At 65.4% G+C, this 15,957-nt stretch carries 19 protein-coding genes; 10 read left to right on the top strand and 9 right to left on the bottom strand.

Going from position 1 to position 15,957, the window contains the following annotated elements; genetic code table 11:
• Positions 1 to 15: 15 nt before the first annotated feature.
• From IVA75_RS28825 to IVA75_RS28835, 3 genes are all read right to left on the bottom strand, one after another.
• A complete protein-coding gene (locus IVA75_RS28825; protein WP_247282547.1) occupies positions 16 to 339 on the bottom strand; it encodes an antibiotic biosynthesis monooxygenase in 324 nt (107 codons plus the stop codon).
• 77 nt (positions 340 to 416) lie between these two features.
• The gene (locus tag IVA75_RS28830; RefSeq protein WP_247282548.1) at positions 417 to 1,634 is read right to left on the bottom strand and encodes a DUF1501 domain-containing protein; all 1,218 of its coding nucleotides are present in this window, start codon (positions 1,632 to 1,634) and stop codon (positions 417 to 419) included.
• Between the two features lie 2 nt (positions 1,635 to 1,636).
• The gene (locus IVA75_RS28835; protein ID WP_247282549.1) at positions 1,637 to 3,211 is read right to left on the bottom strand and encodes a DUF1800 family protein; all 1,575 of its coding nucleotides are present in this window, start codon (positions 3,209 to 3,211) and stop codon (positions 1,637 to 1,639) included.
• A 114-nt stretch (positions 3,212 to 3,325) separates the two neighbouring features.
• Here IVA75_RS28835 and IVA75_RS28840 point away from each other — a divergent pair, with 114 nt between their 5' ends.
• The gene (locus tag IVA75_RS28840) at positions 3,326 to 3,538 is read left to right on the top strand and encodes a cysteine-rich CWC family protein (protein ID WP_247282550.1); all 213 of its coding nucleotides are present in this window, start codon (positions 3,326 to 3,328) and stop codon (positions 3,536 to 3,538) included.
• Between the two features lie 64 nt (positions 3,539 to 3,602).
• Here IVA75_RS28840 and IVA75_RS28845 read toward each other — a convergent pair whose 3' ends face one another.
• Complete coding sequence (locus tag IVA75_RS28845) at positions 3,603 to 4,301, bottom strand: glutathione S-transferase family protein (protein ID WP_247282551.1); 699 nt, start codon at positions 4,299 to 4,301, stop codon at positions 3,603 to 3,605.
• Between the two features lie 199 nt (positions 4,302 to 4,500).
• Between IVA75_RS28845 and IVA75_RS28850 the strand changes: the two genes are divergently transcribed.
• Positions 4,501 to 5,616 carry an MBL fold metallo-hydrolase gene (locus IVA75_RS28850; RefSeq protein WP_247282552.1) on the top strand — a complete coding sequence of 372 codons (1,116 nt, stop codon included), beginning with the start codon at positions 4,501 to 4,503 and terminating at the stop codon, positions 5,614 to 5,616.
• The gene (locus tag IVA75_RS28855; protein ID WP_247282553.1) at positions 5,616 to 6,221 is read left to right on the top strand and encodes an SCO family protein; all 606 of its coding nucleotides are present in this window, start codon (positions 5,616 to 5,618) and stop codon (positions 6,219 to 6,221) included. Before IVA75_RS28850 ends, IVA75_RS28855 begins: the two co-directional genes overlap by 1 nt.
• Before the next feature lie 33 nt (positions 6,222 to 6,254).
• Here IVA75_RS28855 and IVA75_RS28860 read toward each other — a convergent pair whose 3' ends face one another.
• Together IVA75_RS28860 and IVA75_RS28865 are read right to left on the bottom strand one after the other, a co-directional pair.
• Positions 6,255 to 6,485, bottom strand: a complete 231-nt coding sequence (locus tag IVA75_RS28860) for a hypothetical protein (protein ID WP_247282554.1) — start codon at positions 6,483 to 6,485, stop codon at positions 6,255 to 6,257.
• Positions 6,482 to 7,264: a sulfite exporter TauE/SafE family protein gene (locus tag IVA75_RS28865; RefSeq protein ID WP_247282555.1), complete on the bottom strand. Its 783-nt coding sequence runs from the start codon at positions 7,262 to 7,264 to the stop codon at positions 6,482 to 6,484. The genes IVA75_RS28860 and IVA75_RS28865 overlap by 4 nt, the downstream gene beginning before the upstream one ends.
• Before the next feature lie 23 nt (positions 7,265 to 7,287).
• Between IVA75_RS28865 and IVA75_RS28870 the strand changes: the two genes are divergently transcribed.
• The 4 genes from IVA75_RS28870 (at position 7,288) to uvrB (ending at position 11,932) form a co-directional block, all read left to right on the top strand.
• On the top strand, positions 7,288 to 8,205 hold the full coding sequence (locus tag IVA75_RS28870; protein ID WP_247282556.1) for a LysR substrate-binding domain-containing protein: 918 nt from the start codon (positions 7,288 to 7,290) through the stop codon (positions 8,203 to 8,205).
• A gap of 124 nt (positions 8,206 to 8,329) precedes the next feature.
• A complete protein-coding gene (locus IVA75_RS28875) occupies positions 8,330 to 8,557 on the top strand; it encodes a hypothetical protein (protein WP_007614796.1) in 228 nt (75 codons plus the stop codon).
• Between the two features lie 58 nt (positions 8,558 to 8,615).
• Positions 8,616 to 8,846: a hypothetical protein gene (locus IVA75_RS28880; protein ID WP_027520348.1), complete on the top strand. Its 231-nt coding sequence runs from the start codon at positions 8,616 to 8,618 to the stop codon at positions 8,844 to 8,846.
• Between the two features lie 107 nt (positions 8,847 to 8,953).
• Positions 8,954 to 11,932 carry an excinuclease ABC subunit UvrB gene (gene uvrB, locus IVA75_RS28885; protein WP_247359549.1) on the top strand — a complete coding sequence of 993 codons (2,979 nt, stop codon included), beginning with the start codon at positions 8,954 to 8,956 and terminating at the stop codon, positions 11,930 to 11,932.
• Positions 11,933 to 11,996: 64 nt separating this feature from the next.
• Here uvrB and IVA75_RS28890 read toward each other — a convergent pair whose 3' ends face one another.
• The 3 genes from IVA75_RS28890 to IVA75_RS28900 all read right to left on the bottom strand — a co-directional run bounded on the left by IVA75_RS28890 (position 11,997) and on the right by IVA75_RS28900 (position 13,119).
• A complete protein-coding gene (locus IVA75_RS28890; RefSeq protein ID WP_247284281.1) occupies positions 11,997 to 12,362 on the bottom strand; it encodes a hypothetical protein in 366 nt (121 codons plus the stop codon).
• Between the two features lie 7 nt (positions 12,363 to 12,369).
• The gene (locus tag IVA75_RS28895) at positions 12,370 to 12,756 is read right to left on the bottom strand and encodes a hypothetical protein (protein ID WP_247284283.1); all 387 of its coding nucleotides are present in this window, start codon (positions 12,754 to 12,756) and stop codon (positions 12,370 to 12,372) included.
• Positions 12,757 to 12,876: 120 nt separating this feature from the next.
• Positions 12,877 to 13,119: a hypothetical protein gene (locus IVA75_RS28900; RefSeq protein ID WP_027520351.1), complete on the bottom strand. Its 243-nt coding sequence runs from the start codon at positions 13,117 to 13,119 to the stop codon at positions 12,877 to 12,879.
• Positions 13,120 to 13,381: 262 nt separating this feature from the next.
• Here IVA75_RS28900 and IVA75_RS28905 point away from each other — a divergent pair, with 262 nt between their 5' ends.
• The 3 genes from IVA75_RS28905 (at position 13,382) to IVA75_RS28915 (ending at position 15,624) form a co-directional block, all read left to right on the top strand.
• Positions 13,382 to 13,834 carry a nuclear transport factor 2 family protein gene (locus IVA75_RS28905; protein WP_247284317.1) on the top strand — a complete coding sequence of 151 codons (453 nt, stop codon included), beginning with the start codon at positions 13,382 to 13,384 and terminating at the stop codon, positions 13,832 to 13,834.
• Positions 13,835 to 14,051: 217 nt separating this feature from the next.
• Positions 14,052 to 14,492, top strand: a complete 441-nt coding sequence (locus IVA75_RS28910) for a nuclear transport factor 2 family protein (protein ID WP_247284320.1) — start codon at positions 14,052 to 14,054, stop codon at positions 14,490 to 14,492.
• 214 nt (positions 14,493 to 14,706) lie between these two features.
• On the top strand, positions 14,707 to 15,624 hold the full coding sequence (locus tag IVA75_RS28915) for a hypothetical protein (protein WP_247284322.1): 918 nt from the start codon (positions 14,707 to 14,709) through the stop codon (positions 15,622 to 15,624).
• The last annotated feature ends 333 nt before the right edge of the window (positions 15,625 to 15,957 follow it).

Consider the following 15,957-nt stretch of genomic DNA (forward strand, 5'->3'; position numbering starts at 1 on the left):
TTGCGAAGTGGCGCGCTACTTGGCGCCATGTCCGACCGTCTGGATCACCTCGAAGCCCTCGAACTGGGGATGGCCGAGATAGGTCGGCTTGGTGTCGCCGGCCCGCGCATGCGCGGCACGAAAAGCATCCGATTTGGTCCAGGCTTCGAAAGCGGCATGGTTGGCCCAGATCGTGTGCGAGGCGTACAGCGTGTGGTCCTCGAGCTCGGGCCCACGCAGCAGATGAAATTCGACGAAACCCTGTACCTTGTCCAAATGGGTATCGCGCGAAAGCCAGACCTGCTCGAAGGCGGCCTCGGAGCCCTTGACGACGCGGAAGCGGTTCATGGCGATGTACATGGGGATGGTCTCCTGATGTTCGGCTAATCATGTCGTCATTCCGGGACGCGCCGCAAGGCGCGAGCCCGGAATCGCAGTCAGGTAACCAGCCCCTTCATCGGACGTGCGCTTGCGCTATCCGGAAACACCGTCTCGGCCAGCACGCGATCCGAGAGGCCGAACTGGCCCTGCAGCACGCCCTTGATCACGGAGCGCAGGTCTGTGGTGGGCTTGAGATCGCGGGCCTCAAAGAGGTTGGCGGGCTTGAGGCCGGGCCAGTCGGCGATGACGCGGCCGCCCTTCACCGCGCCGCCGGCGAGGAGCGCGATCGTTCCCGTGCCGTGATCGGTGCCGTCGGTGCCGTTGATGCGCGCGGTGCGGCCGAATTCAGTGGCGACCACGACGACGGTGTCGCGCCAGCGTTCCCCTAAGCCGCTTTCGAATTCGGCGAGCGCACCGTCGAGCCCGCCGAGCAGGAAGGCGAGGCGACCGATCGGCCCGCCTTCATTGGCGTGCGTGTCCCAGCCGTCGAAAGCGAGCGCTGCGATGCGCGGGCCGTCGTCGGACGCCATCAGTTTTGCGGCGCCGCGCGCGACTTGCCGCATCTGCGCGACCGCATTGCCGGGCTTCGGCTTCATGTCGTCGCCGCTTGCGGCCTTTTCCAGCGCAAGGCCCTGCGACAGCACGGCGGCCAGCGCGGGATCGCGGTGACGATAGAGCTCGACCAGACGCATCGCGGTGTCGTCATCGGCTTGCGGAAGCGCTACCGGCGCCCAGCCGACGGTCGGCGCATTGCCGCGCAGCACCAGCGGCGTGGTCGGGCCGACGGCAAGAGCGCTCGACACCCGCTCGCCGCGCGGCAGCGCTTCCAGCGCGCGGTTGAGCCAGCCGGATTGCACGCGCCCCGGGCCGGTGTAGCCGCTTTCGAGCACGTCCTGACCGTCGAAATGCGAGCGGTCGCGATAGGGCGTCGCCACCGCGTGGATCACCGCGGCGTGCCTATCGCGATACATGCGTGCGAACTCGGGCATCGCCGGATGCAGCGCGAAGAAAGTATCAAGCATGATCGCGGGATGGGCACCGTCCGCCGTCAGCGCGATCGCCCCGTGCAAGCCGGCATAATCGGGATCGCCGACCGGCGCGACGGTCGAAAGCCCGTCAAGTGCGCCGCGCAGGATCACCACGATCAGCCGGGGATCCCGGCCATCAGCCGCGCGGGCGAATTTCGGCAAATAAGCCCACGCCGCAAAAGAGGCACCGCCGAGCAGGAGGCCGCGGCGCGAGGTGAGGAGCCGGTTCTCGACGCAGTCGATCATCATCATCTCCTCTGCATTTCCGGCGACATCAACAGCAGCGCCAGCGCCTGCTGCCGCGACTCCGCCCGCTCGATAGTGCGCCGCGTTTCGATCGAGGCCGCATCTGCGGCGGCAAATTCCAACAAATCGAGCGGATCGATGTTGGGCCCAAGCCGCGCGCCCATTTGCGCGGCAATGTCGAGCCGGAGCTTGATGCCTTCGGGCGCCGCCCACGCGGCGCTGGTATCGGCGAAACCATTCGGTCCCGCCGGCGACCACAGCGGCTGGCCCAGCAGATTGAGGTTGTTGAGATAGGCGCCGGGATCCTCCGGCACGCGCGCGAGCAGCCGGCCGCTCGCGACCAGGAAATCATAGGGGCTCCGCATCTTCGTCAGCGGCGCCTTCCACGCCTCGTCGGAATCGACCAGTGCGGTTGCGAGCGCCTTGAGATCCCCGTCGGTCTTGATGAAGACATCGCGCAATCGCGCCACCAGCGCCGGCGGCGGATCGTCGACGACGAAATGGCGAACGAATTTGGTGGCGATGAAGTTCGCGGTCGAGGGATGGTGCGCGATGTCGGCAAGGGCGGCTTCGCCCTGCGCAAGGCCGGTCGGCTCGTAGGTCTTGCCGAGCAGCATTTGCGGCCCGGGCTGGTGCGCATTGACGTTGAATACGAACGAACCGGGCGCCCCCAGCTGTCCCTGCCGGCCGGCAAAGGTCCAGCCGGTGATGATGCGCGCGAGCGAGGTGACGTCGTCCTGCGTGTAGCCGCCGCCGACGCCGAGCGTATGCAGCTCCATGATCTCGCGCGCGAGATTTTCGTTCAGCCCGCGCTTGCGGTTCTGGCCCGCGCGCGAATCCGGTCCGAGCGATTGCTGGTTGTCGAGGAAGAACAGCATCGCCGGATGCTGCTCCACCGCTTTCAGCATGTCGGCGAAACGCCCGAGCACATGCGGCCTGATCGCCTCGCGCTCGAACGCGCCGGCCCATATCCGCGCCAGTTCGCCCTTGCTGGCGGAGATGCAGAAATGGTTGGACCAGAACACGACCAGGCGTTCGGTGAAGCCGCACTCGACCAGGGTCGCGCGCTGCAACCGCGCCAGCGCCTCGGCGCGAAAGGTCTTTTGGATGACGTTGAGCGGCTGCGGGGCGGGTTTTGCGGCAGGCGGCGCGGCCGCGTTGGGCTGCATGATGTCCGGCTTCGCCGCGTTGTCCGCCGGCTTATTGTCAGTAGGCTTGACCTCGGCCATCTGGCCGGCGATCTCGGTTGCCACGGCGTTCAGCGAGAGATTGCGGCGCGGTCCGGACTTCTGATCGGCCGGCGCTTGCGACGGCGTTTCGGTCGGCGCGCCGGCTTTGGCGGCGGCCTCGCGCGCCTGCTTGACCTGATCCTGATAGGCGAACACCGCCTGCCCGAGCTGCGGCGTGGATTGCAGGCCCGGCGCCTCCAGCAGCACAGCGTTGGGACGCGCGAGTTCCGCCTTCACAAAACCGCGAGGATCGGAGGCCGCGTTGATGAGATCGCCGGATGCGCCGCCGCGGGCGCCGAAGCCGAAACGGTTGAGCGCGACGAGCGCGGCTTGCGAATCGCGGGCCATCGATGTGTCCTTCGCGCCTTGCCGACCGCTTTCCTGATACGTGCGCGAGGCGTAATATACCGCAGCGGGAGATGAACCCGGCATGAAAATGACAGCACGGCTTTTGCGCAAATCATGACAAATCCGCAAGAAATGCCGGTGCAGGAACCGCGCCGCCTCGCCTGCTCCCGTTGCGGCGCCGAATTCGGCTGCGACCTCTCAGGCACCTGCTGGTGCGCGGAAGAAACGGCGCGGTTGCCAATGCCGATCAAGGGCGAGGATTGTTTGTGCCGGGCGTGCTTGCGCGAAGCGGCGGCGATGCGTAGCCCGGATGGAGCGCAAGCGTAATCCGGGTTCGTGCCACGCATTGCGACCTTCCCGGATTGCGCTGCGCTCCATGCGGCTACGAAGCTTAGACAGCGTGCCCCGGCGATTTCCGCGCCATGCCGTCGAACGCATCCAGCAGCTTTTCGCGCCAGACGTAGACCGGGTCATCCGCTTCCAGCAGCTTGAACGGGCTCGTCACGCGCGCCCACTGAAAACCGCCGAACACGATGTAGTCGGCATAGTTCGGTGCGGCGCCGCCGATGAAGGGCTGCTTCTTTAGGGTCTGCCGCATCACCTCGAGCGATTTGCGGAAGGCGACCACGCCGGCATCGCGGCTGGCCATCACCTCTTCCAGCGTCTTGCCGCCGAAACGCGCCTCGCGCGATTGGCGGAAATAGGCGGCGTCCACCGCGTCCAGATTGTTCGGAATGTCGGCGACGATCAGCGGAAAGATGCCGCCGACGATGGCGATGTCGCCCCAGGCATTGAGCATGCGCGCCATGGCGCGACCGCCCTCGCCGACGAACAGCGAGGGACGGTCCGGAAACTTGTCTTCGAGATAGGTCGCGATCGTCCAGGAATCCACCACCGGCTGGTCGTGATGCAGCAGCACCGGAACCTTCTCCGAGCCGTGCGGCGCGATCGCGCTCTTCTCGGTGAAGCGCCAGGGCAGCGATTCCGCCGCGAGGCCCTTGTGCGCCAGCGCCATCCGCGTGCGCCAGCAGAAAGGGCTGAACGGTCGCGAGGCGTCGGTGCCGACGAGTTCGTAAAGTTTGAGTGACATGGCTGGTCCCGTTGCTGCGGTTTGCGAACAGAGTAGCCGTCATAGCTACGAGCGCAAGAAAGCGGTCTTGCCGCCATGGCCTGGGTGTGACCGGCAACCAGTTACCTCGCCCGCGCCGGCGCCGAATCTGCTCGCAGCTTGTTGAGCTGGCACCGGATTGGACCTAAGCTCGGGCATTTCAAGCTTTGGGAGGCATTGCATGACCACAACCATTCCACGGCGCGATTTCCTTCTCGGCTCGGCAGCGCTTGCCGGCGCCGCAGCCGCCAATGCCTTCACTTGTGTCGAGATCGCGAGCGCAGCGCCGATCACCGTCCCGACCGTCGACAAGCTTTCGATGCGCGTACTGGTGGATTCGAGCTTCGATCTGTTCTTCCGTCCCAAGCAAATCAACGGCGTCTCGATCACGCCGGCCGCGCGCGGCAGCGACTTCCGCAAATCGCTGCACAACGAATGGGGCCTGTCGCTCTGGTTGGAATCTGAAGGCGGCGGCAACCAGCGCACGCTGATGCTGGACTACGGATACACGCCCGAGGTGCTGCTCAATAACATGGCGTTGATCGGCGTCGATCCGGCCAAGCTCAACGCGCTGATCGTCAGCCACGGTCACTACGATCATTTCGGCGGTCTGAACGGCTTTCTCGATAAATTTCGCGACAAGCTGCCCGCCGACATTAAGCTCTATGCGGGCGGCGAGGATAATTTCTGCCATCGAGTCAATCCGACGCCGACGCAGGGGCAATTCGCCGATTTCGGCACCCTCGATCGCCGGTCGCTCGCGGCGCAGAAAGTGACGACCGTGCTATGCGAGACGCCAACAGTAGTCGCGGACCACGCTTTCACCACGGGCAAGATCACCCGCCGCAGCAGTGAACGCGTACTGCCAAACACCCTGGTCGAGTTTGGCATCAAGGATGGGCTGGGCTGCAACGTCGGGCATTACCTGCCGGCAGAGATGGAAGGCAAGATCGTGCCGGACGAGCACATCCACGAGCACGCCACCTGCTTCAATGTGCGGGATCTCGGTCTCGTCGTGATCTCGTCCTGCGGCCATGTCGGCATCGTTAACTCGGTGAAGCAGGCGCAGGAAGTGTCGGGCATCCAGAAAGTGCACGCCGTCGTCGGCGGGTTTCACCTCGGTCCCGCGCCCAAGGACTACCTCGCGCAGGTCGTGAGCGAGATCAAGGCGCTCAACCCTGACGTCGTAGTGCCCATGCATTGCAGCGGGCTCAACTTCGCACAGGAAGCCAATGCCCAGATGGAGGGCAAGGTGGTGGTGACGACGACAGGCAGCCGCCTCACCTTCGGGCTGTGATGCAACCTGCCGGCGCCTGGCTGTACGTGACGCTGGCGCTTGCCTGCGCGGGAGCGGCGCAGGCGCGCTCGGCCGCGGAGACCATGGACATCCTGATGTGGAATCGGGAGCCGGTCGGCGGCCCGTTCGAGCTGATCGACCAGACCGGCAAGCCGCGCAGCGACCGCGACTTCCGCGGACGACTGATGCTGGTCTATTTCGGCTTCACCTATTGCCCTGACGTCTGCCCCACCGACCTGATGGCGATCGGACAGGCGCTCGAGCAGCTCGGGCCGGACGCCGAAGCCGTCCAGCCGGTCTTCATCACCCTCGACCCCGAACGCGACACGGCCCAGCATCTTGCCGAATATGTGCCGCTATTCCATCCGCGGCTGCTCGGGCTGACGGGCGGCCTCGACGCGATCGGGGCAGCGGCAGAGGCCTACAAGGTCTATTTTGCCAGGATCCCGATCGGCAAGGACACCGGCGACTACACAATCGACCACACTTCCTTCATCTACCTCATGGACGGCTACGGGAAATATCTCGGCTTCTTTCCGCCGGGCACCTCGGCCGAGCGCATGGTCGAGATCATCCGGCCACGCCTTGCGGCGCCTTCGCGGTAGCGCTCGGGTGAGAGCTAGCATGAAGCAACATGCTCACCGCCCGTTCATCCGCAGCAACCTCTCGCCACCTTCCGTCACCGCGATGATCAGTCCTATTCCGGGCCGGGTTTCGCGGGCGACGTAGCCGCGGTCGGCGGCGTCTTCCCAGATGGTGAGGCGCGGGCACGAGGTCTTCCAGGTCGCGATCACCTCGGCATAGGCGCGGGGCTCGCGCGCAACCCATTCGACGAAGTCCAGCACCAGCGGGTCGGCGGTCTCGCTCATTGCAAACCTCCCTTGTCGAAGGCTGCCAGCACGGGCGTGCGGACCAGCAGCCAGCTGCCATAGGCGATGTAGTAGCAGGCAATGGTGGTGATCAGCTTCATCGACCAGGCTACGAATTGCTGGTCGGTCATGGCTTCGAGGATGCGCCGCGCCAGCGTGGTGCCGAGCATGGACGCTGCGATCGCGACGGCCGCGAGCACGGGATCGAGCGTCGCGGCCTGGTCGATCACGCCGCCGAAATAGATCAGCTTGGTGAAATGGCTGACGAGCTGGCACATCGCCTTGGTCGCCACCTTCTCGCGCCGGCCGAAATCGCCGCCGAGGAAGAAGGTGTCGAGCAGCGGTCCCGATACGCCGGTCATCAGCATGAGGCCCATGCAGATCGTGCCGTAGACGGTGCCCTGCCAGAGACGGTCGGGATCCGGCTTGATGTTGGCGGGCAGCAGCCGCGCCATGAACGGGGTGATGCCGAGCAGCAGCAGCGCGACCGGCTTGTCCGGCACGTAGCGCGTGAGCGACCACGCCGCGAGTGCGACAGCCGCGCCGACCATATAGTTCGCCACCGGCCGCCAGCGGATATGCGCGCGCCAGAGAAAGGCCCGCCAGCCGTTCGAGGCCATCTGCGTGATCGCATGCAACACCATCGCGGTCGGCAGCGGCATCAGGGCCAGCAGCACGCCGATCAGGATCAGCCCGCCCGCCATCCCGAACAGCCCCGACAGAAACGAACGTGCCCCGCTTGCCGCCAGCGCGCAAACTGAGTTATCTTGGCCTGGCATCAGCTTTCCTGAGGGTCGGTCATTTGCGACGCTTGCTGTTTCTCAACGGCATCAAGGCATTCGAAGCCGCGGCGCGGGCCGGCAGCTTTGCCGCGGCCGGCCTCGAGCTGAGCGTATCGGCAGCGGCGGTCAGCCGCATGGTGCATATCCTGGAAGAACGGCTCGGCGTCGCGCTGTTCGAGCGCAAGGCCAACAAGCTGCTGCTCACGCAGGCGGGCCGCGCCTATCAGAGCGGGCTGACCCCGATCTTCGACGCGCTCGCAAGCCTCACCGCCCAGGTGACGGCGCCCTCGAGCGTCCGCGTGCTCACCATCGGCATCGGCCACACCTTCGCGATGCGCTGGCTGATCCCGCGCCTGTCGGAGTTTCGCAACGAGGAGCCCGACATCGAGGTGCGCTTCACCACCGGCGGCGCGTCGGTGCCGTTCGGCGAAGACTGGAGCTGCGGCATCCAGCTCGGGACCGGCGACTGGCCCGGGCTGGTGGCCGAGCCGCTGTTCGCCGGCGACCTCACGCCGGTCTGCGTGCCTCGCCTGGCTTCCTCGCTGAAGCGCCCGGCCGATCTTAGGGGACCGAGCCTGATCCGCGTCGCGCATTCGCCCGAGGACTGGCCGATCTGGCTCAAGGCCGCGAACCTCGCGCGCATCAACGCGCGGGGGCCGGAGTTCCAGTTCTACGGCCAGGCGCTTCAGGCTGCCGCCGACGGGCTCGGCATCGCCATGGGCATCCGGCCCTATATCGACGACGATCTCGCCGCCGGCCGACTGGTCGCGCCATTCGACCTCTCCGTGCCCAAGGGCATGCGCTGGTACCTGCTCTATCGCAGCTTCCAGACCGAGCAGCGCGACTTTGCAGCGTTCCGCCGCTGGATCATGCGCGCGGCGTCGGAACCCGCCGCCCGTCCGGTCCGGCGGACCGGCCGCACCAGCGCGCGGAACTGACGCTGCAGCCGCCCTTTGGGCAAAAAAGCCCGCCGCTTGTGAACGGCTTCACATCCTGAAATCCGCAAATGTGGTCCCCTGACCCTCCAACAAGGCGCTCGAACAAAACATTTTGGGGACTGCAATGACGACCCTCTACGACGGCTTTGACATTGAATCCTTCGAAGCGGGCAAGGGACTTTGGCACGCCCGGATCCGGCGTGCCGATTTCAGCCCGGTTGCCATCGACGGCGTGCTGTTTCCGGCCATGGAAGTCGGCTTCGCCTGGCCCGATCCCGATGCCGCGATTGCCCATGCCAAGCATCACATCGATCGATTCCGCCGGCGGGCCGACGACAGCGACGACGAATAGGCGAGCGGGACTGCAAGCGAACCAAGGAACGGCGCAGGGTCAAAGGGGGAAACCGGTCATGTCAGTCATCGAATTCGAAGACACGTCGCGGCCGAGGATTTACACCCGCAATGTGCTGTCCAGCTGCCCGGAATGCGACGGCGATCTCACGGTGCTCCGCGTGATCGGCGGCCGTGCCGGATGCGAGTATTGGGCCATGCGCTGCACCGATTGCGGCGGCATCCACCTCGACATCCTCGAGCCACGTCAGGCGGCCGGGGACGACGAGGGACCGTCGCCGGCGGCCTGATCGCAAGATCCGGCGATCCAATCCTGCTGCCAACCTGCTGTCAGCAGTCTGACCCGGGAAGGGCATTCGCCCTTTCCTGAGAGCCGGACTCGCCCCATATTCGGAGCATGGCGAAGAAACCTGCATCCTCCGAAAAATCCGGGAAATCCCCCAAGACCAAGGCTCCGAACGCGAAGGCGCCCAATTCCAAGGCGTCTCGCCCCGACGTGCAGCCGATCGGGCCGGCGCTGGCCGAGTTGCTCAATCCCGCGATCAATCGCGGCGATGCCGGGCTCGGATCGGGCACCGGCCTGCAGCCGCCGCCGGACAATTCGCGCGACCGCCGCTCCGGGGGCGAGGCCGCCGCGCATCGCGCGCGGGCCTCGACGCCGAAGGAGTTTCCGCAAGACAATACACGGCCGATGCCGCTGCGGCCCAATCCGCAGCCGCCCGGCGCCCGCAACGCGGGCTTCGACGAGGCACCGCAGGCCAATTACGGAACTGCGGCCACGATCCCGACACTCGATCCGGAACTGGCCCGTCAGCTCGGTCTTCCGACGGAAGAGGACGATGCCGAAGCCCTGGCGCGCCCGCCGCGCAGCAAGATGGAGGCGCTCGGCGTCAAGGCGACCGCCGACGCGCTGGAATCGCTGATCCGCGAGGGCCGACCGGAGTTCCGCAAGGACGACGGCTCCACCAGGGTGTGGACCCCGCATCGGCCGCCGCGTCCGGAAAAGTCCGAAGGCGGCGTGCGCTTCGAGATCAAGTCGCATTACGAGCCGCGCGGCGACCAGCCGACCGCGATCGCCGAGCTGGTCGAGGGCATCAATCGCAATGACCGCTCTCAGGTGCTGCTCGGCGTCACCGGCTCCGGCAAGACCTACACGATGGCCAAGGTGATCGAGGCAACGCAGCGCCCCGCCATCATCCTTGCGCCGAACAAGACGCTCGCCGCCCAGCTCTATGGCGAGTTCAAGAGCTTCTTCCCCGACAACGCGGTCGAATATTTCGTCAGCTATTACGACTACTACCAGCCGGAAGCGTATGTCCCTCGTACCGACACGTACATAGAAAAGGACTCTTCGATCAACGAGCAGATCGACCGCATGCGCCACTCGGCGACGCGCGCGCTGCTCGAACGCGACGACGTCATCATCGTCGCGTCGGTGTCGTGCATCTACGGTATCGGCTCGGTCGAAACCTACACCGCGATGACCTTTGCCCTGAAGAAGGGCGAGCGCATCGACCAGCGCCAGCTCATCGCCGACCTCGTCGCCCTGCAATACAAGCGCACCCAGGCCGATTTTACCCGCGGCACCTTCCGTGTCAGGGGCGACGTCATCGACATCTTCCCGGCGCATTATGAAGACCGCGCCTGGCGCGTGAACCTGTTCGGCGACACCGTCGAGACCATCGAGGAGTTCGACCCGCTCACCGGCCACAAGCAGGACGAGCTCGAATTCATCAAGATCTACGCCAACTCGCACTATGTGACGCCGCGCCCGACGCTGGTGCAGGCGATCAAGTCGATCAAATCCGAATTGAAGATGCGGCTCGACCAGCTCCACGACCAGGGCCGCCTGCTGGAAGCGCAACGGCTGGAGCAGCGCACCACCTTCGACCTCGAGATGATGGAGGCGACCGGAAGCTGCGCCGGCATCGAGAACTATTCGCGCTATCTCACCGGGCGCCTGCCCGGCGAGCCGCCGCCGACGCTGTTCGAATATGTGCCCGACAACGCGCTGGTGTTCGCCGACGAGAGCCACGTCACCGTTCCCCAGATCGGCGGCATGTTCCGCGGCGACTTCCGCCGCAAGGCGACGCTCGCCGAATATGGCTTCCGCCTGCCCTCCTGCATGGACAACCGTCCGCTGCGCTTCGAGGAATGGGACATGATGCGGCCGCAGACGGTCGCGGTCTCCGCCACGCCCAGCGCCTGGGAGATCAACGAGAGCGGCGGCGTGTTCGTCGAGCAGGTGATCCGCCCGACCGGGCTCATTGATCCTCCGGTCAACATCCGTCCGGCCCGCACCCAGGTCGACGATCTCGTCGGCGAGGTCCGCGCCACGGCCCAGGCCGGCTACCGCTCGCTGATCACGGTGCTGACCAAGCGCATGGCGGAGGACCTCACCGAATATCTGCATGAGCAGGGCATTCGCGTCCGCTACATGCACAGCGATATCGACACCATCGAGCGCATCGAGATCATCCGCGATTTGCGCCTCGGCGCGTTCGACGCGCTGGTCGGCATCAATTTGCTCCGCGAAGGCCTCGACATTCCCGAATGCGCGCTGGTCGCGATCCTCGACGCCGACAAGGAAGGCTTCTTGCGCAGCGAGACCTCGCTGATCCAGACCATCGGCCGCGCCGCGCGCAACGTCGACGGCAAGGTGATCCTCTATGCCGACCAGATGACGGGCTCGATGGAGCGCGCCATCGCCGAGACCGATCGGCGGCGCGAGAAGCAGGTCGAGTACAACACGGCGCATGGCATCACGCCGGAGAGCATCAAGAAGTCGATCGGCGACATCATGAACAGCGTCTACGAGCGCGATCATGTGCTGGTCGAGATCGGCGGCCACGACATGACCGACGACGTCATCTCGATCGGCCACAATTTCGAAGCCGTGCTGGGCGATCTCGAAACAAGGATGCGCGAGGCCGCAGCCGATTTGAACTTCGAGGAAGCCGCCCGCCTGCGCGACGAGGTCAAGCGCCTGCGCGCCACCGAGCTCGCGGTGGTCGACGACCCCACCGTCAAGCAACGCACCGTGCAGGGCAAGGCGGGCGCCTATGCGGGAGCGAAGAAATACGGCGACGCCGCCAATTTGCCGGTCAGCGCGATGAAGAAAAAGACCGTGAGCTCCGCGCTGAAGGCGAGCGGCGGCGGCAGCGGCTCAAAGGTGCACAAGCCGCATCTCGACGAGATGCACGGCCCGGAATCCCTGCCCTATCGCGCCGACCGCGCGCTGCCGTCAAAGCCGTTCGGCGGCGAAAGCCGCATCATCCAGCCGACGGACTCAAGGCAGTCGGGGCCGGAGTTCGGGCCATCGCCGCGGTCGAGCGGAGGGGCGCCGGGGCATAGGGGTGGGTGGAAGAAGAGGTAGGGGGCGCAGAGCGCCGGCGCCGCCGATGGTTGTTCATGGCGGCGAGAATGATGAGAACGCGAGCTCACCCCACGCTTGCCGCCAGCAGCGACAACAGCAGCACTGAGGCCACCAATTGCATCGACGTCGCGGGCTTGGCGCGCCAGCGGGCGATCTTGTCGGAGAAGGACAGGCTGGCGTCGAAGAACAGCGGTTCGTAGGCGTTCTTTGCAAATCCCGGGAATGTCGATCCTGCCCAGATGGAGAGGAAGCTGTAGAAGGTCGTCGCCATGGTGATGGTGAGCATGGGATTGCCGCCATGATGGTTGCCCAGGAGCTTCACCATCAGGGACGCCGCGGCAAAGATTGGAAATCCCTGCAGGATCGCGGTGAGCGCAAAGCCTTCGAGCCAGTTGAGCGGGCCCGATTTCGACGCGGTAATGAAGGGCATGATGCGATCACCCCACGCTCGCCGTCACCACGGCCATCACGGACAGCAGCAGCACGATGGTCATGAGTTGCAACGAGGCAACCGGTTGGGTTCGCCATGCCGTGATCTTGTCGGTGAGCGACAGATGGGCCTCGAAGAACTTTGGTTCGTAGACGGTCTTGAAGAAGGTCGGGAAGCTCGGCCCGAAGGTCACCGCAAGCAGCGCATGGGCGAGCGAAGCGATGACGACGAAGATGGCGACGCCGGGATCGCCGACCAGGTCGTGATTGCCGACCAGCTTGAGCAGGAAGGCGGCCGCGGCGAAGGTTGGGAAGCTTTGCAGCGTCGCGGTCAGCGCGAGGCCTTCGAGCGCGTTATGCAGGCTGGACTTTCTGACTCTGGCGATGGCGGCCATGGCACGTCTCCCTGAGGACATGCGGATGAATCTAGCCGCCATCAGGAGGGCCTGATGTGAGATGCGTCACGCCCATTTCCTCTGCGGGAACAAGGCGCGCGCGCCCCGAATGACCAGCGGTTACAGCTTGCCCTGCCCGTTCACCTGGCTCTGCTGTTGCCGCTGTCTCTCCTGCTCTTGCTGCTCCTTGGCATGATGGCGGCCGTAGAGGCAGCCGGCGGCGGCGCCGAGGACGCCGTGATGGCCGGCATAGTGGCCGGCGACACCGCCGACGACGGCGCCCTTGATGCAGCCCTTGGCGTTGGCGGCGGAAGTCGCGCCACAGATGAGAAGTACGGCGGCGATGGCGGCGAGGGATTTCATAGATCGATGTCTCCGGATGCGGTGTTGCGACCTCAACGGGCACGAGCCCGTCCCGGTTCCGCGTTCGCTTCCTGCGTCCACGCCAGCCACGCGAATTCGTGCAGGCGCCCGGTCGCTCAATCCTTAATTGCAGCCATGAACCTGGCATTGCGCTTGCGCGTCATATGGTCTGCAATATCCCCTGTGGTTTTGCGGATTGCCGGTATCCGAGGCCGCGCGTTAGCTCGGCGCAAGCTCCACACGGCCAATGAGAACGGGCGGAATGACGTTCGAGAAGCTCAATCGCCAGCGTGTGCTGCATCTGCTCGACGCGATCGCGCGCAGCGATCTCGAGGCGGCGCTGTCGTGCTGCACCGACGACGTCGACTTCCTCACCCACGCGCCGATCGACGTGCTGCCCCACATGGGCCCCTGCCACGGCAAGCAGGAGCTCGGCGAATTCTGGCGCACCGTGCAGGAGCGATACGCCGAGGTCCGCTACGAGGTGCCGCAGATCATCGCCGAAGGCGACGCGGTCGCGGCCTATCTGCGCGTGTTCTTCAGGAAGCGCAGCAACGACCGCGTCATTCAGGTCGACATGGCCATATTCTACACTTTCCGCAACGGCCAGGTGGCGCAGATCCGCGAGATCATCGATTCCTACGACCTGGTGCAGCAGGTGCTGGAACGTGAGATCGGCCCGCTGATCGTGGGCGAGCGGGTGGACGGGGCTTAGCTCTCTCCAAACCGGCCCGGACCGGGAAAATACGGGGTTCTATTGTAAATCTCACACGCCGCGATCAATTGTGCATTGCGAAAACGTGAATTGCGTTTTGGCTGAATTGGCGTATTTTGTTCGTATACAAATGAGTTGAGCGACCCCGCGGCACCTATCCTGTGCGCTTGGGGTTGTTTTTTCGTTTTTTCGCAAGCCAGCTTCAGGACTGCCCAAAATGACAGAGCACAGCCTCTGGCGTTTCTCGCGCGCATTGCACCGCGCGATCAACGACCGGCATTTCGAGGACATCGAGGCCCTGATCGACGAGGACGTCGAGTGGGCGCTCTACGGCCCGATCGACATGTTTCCGTTCCTCGGCGCGCGCCAGGGCAAGGACGCCGTGCTCGACGTCATCCGCCAGTTCGCCGACAACTTCCAGGTCCGCCGCTTCGACCGCGAGAGCATCATGCTCGGCGTCGATTCCGCCGCCTCGATGCTGCGCTATTCGCTGACCGCGCTGGATTCCAGCAAGCCGATCAGCTTGCGGGTGGCGCAGTTCGCCCAGTTCAAGGCGGGCAAGCTCACCAGCATGCGCGTGCTGATCGACACGTTTGATCTGGTCGAGCAGGCACTCGGCCGCGCCATTCATCTGCCGAAGATGACCAGCGTCGGCTGAACGGAACACCAACGGGCCCCGCTGTTCGGGACCGATGGCTGATGCTCTCCGCGACGCGTCCTGGCCTCCAGCCCCGCCGGATGCAATCGTGGAGAAGCTCGCCATCGGGCGCGCGCCTTTCGCGCGGCCCGTTGGTTCGCATTCGATGGAACCGCCACAATTTCGCAACGATGGTTCCGCATCCTCGGCGGGAATTGGGCTGACGGGCAGGACGATGGAATTCGCGACAGGGTTTGGCTGGACCAGGCTGCCGATGCTGGCGGCCGCTTTGATCTTGGGCTCGGTGCTGACGGTGTCGGCGCAGATCATTCCGCCCTTCTCCCCCGGCCCGGCCGCAGCGCCCGACGACGAGGCCGAGACGGCGGAGGCCCCCGACGTTAACGACCCCGACGTGCTGAGCGGCATCGACGTCGACAAGCTCGACTGGGGCCAGCTCGCGATCGACGCCGGCACGCTCAACGACATCATCGCCGCCAAGAAGCGCGCCCAGGCCGCCGCCAAGGACGGGCTGAACTGGGCGACGAACGCCAACGCCAACGGCTCCTCGGCGGTGACTGTGAAGCAGTCGGTATCCTCATTCTGGGACGCCCGCATCGGCGCCGACATGACGGTGACGAGCGAGCCGCGGACGATGTCCGAGCTGCTGGCGCAGAAGGCCACCAATGGCGGCAGCGTGCCTCAGTCGTCCGGCAGCGCCTGGGCGGCCGCGACCGCGCCCGGCGCGGGCGCGATCTGGGACAAGACCGCTGTGGAGGCCCGCGTCGATCCCGGCGCCGAACAGAGCAAGCTCGGGGCCTCGCTGACCAAGTCGGTGCCGCTGATGGGCGACACGTCGCTGACGCTGCAGAACGGCTACAGCGTCAACCAGCAGGGCACCACGGCGCTCCCCGGCGTCGGTGGTCGCGTCACGCGCAATTACGAGACCGACCAGTCGGCCAAGGTTACCCTCACCGACACCGGCACCAGCATCACCGCGGGCCAGTCGCTGTCGACCACCGACGACAAATGGCTGCGCAAGGTCGGCGCCGAACAAAAGCTCTTCGACAACGTCACCGTCTCCGGCTCGGTCGGCGAAACCTCGCAAGGGGCGATCAACAAGAGCCTGACGGCGGGTTTCAAGAAGAGCTGGTAGGTCGGCGCGAATCTTTCTCCTCATCCTGAGGAGCGCGCTTGCGCGCGTCTCGAAGGATCGAGGCCCTCGCGGCGACAGCCGGGCCTGCATGGTTCTCGCGGCGGTGCGCAGCGCCGTCCGCCGCGCGCTTCGCGCTCCTCACCATGAGGAGATTGGTTCCTTCTCCGCGGACAGCATTCAGACTCCCGTAACCATACGCCACGGCAAAGCCCACGAATGGACCGCCCTTGCCGCACCTCGGCCAAGTTGCGGCCAAAATCCGACGCCCTAGTCCCAGACTGACGTCGTCGTGCGGGGGACACTCGCGCTGCGCTCAACGCGAACAGGGGAATA

Origin of the sequence: Bradyrhizobium sp. 134 (genome assembly GCF_023074155.1) — a bacterium.
Taxonomy (GTDB): domain Bacteria; phylum Pseudomonadota; class Alphaproteobacteria; order Rhizobiales; family Xanthobacteraceae; genus Bradyrhizobium.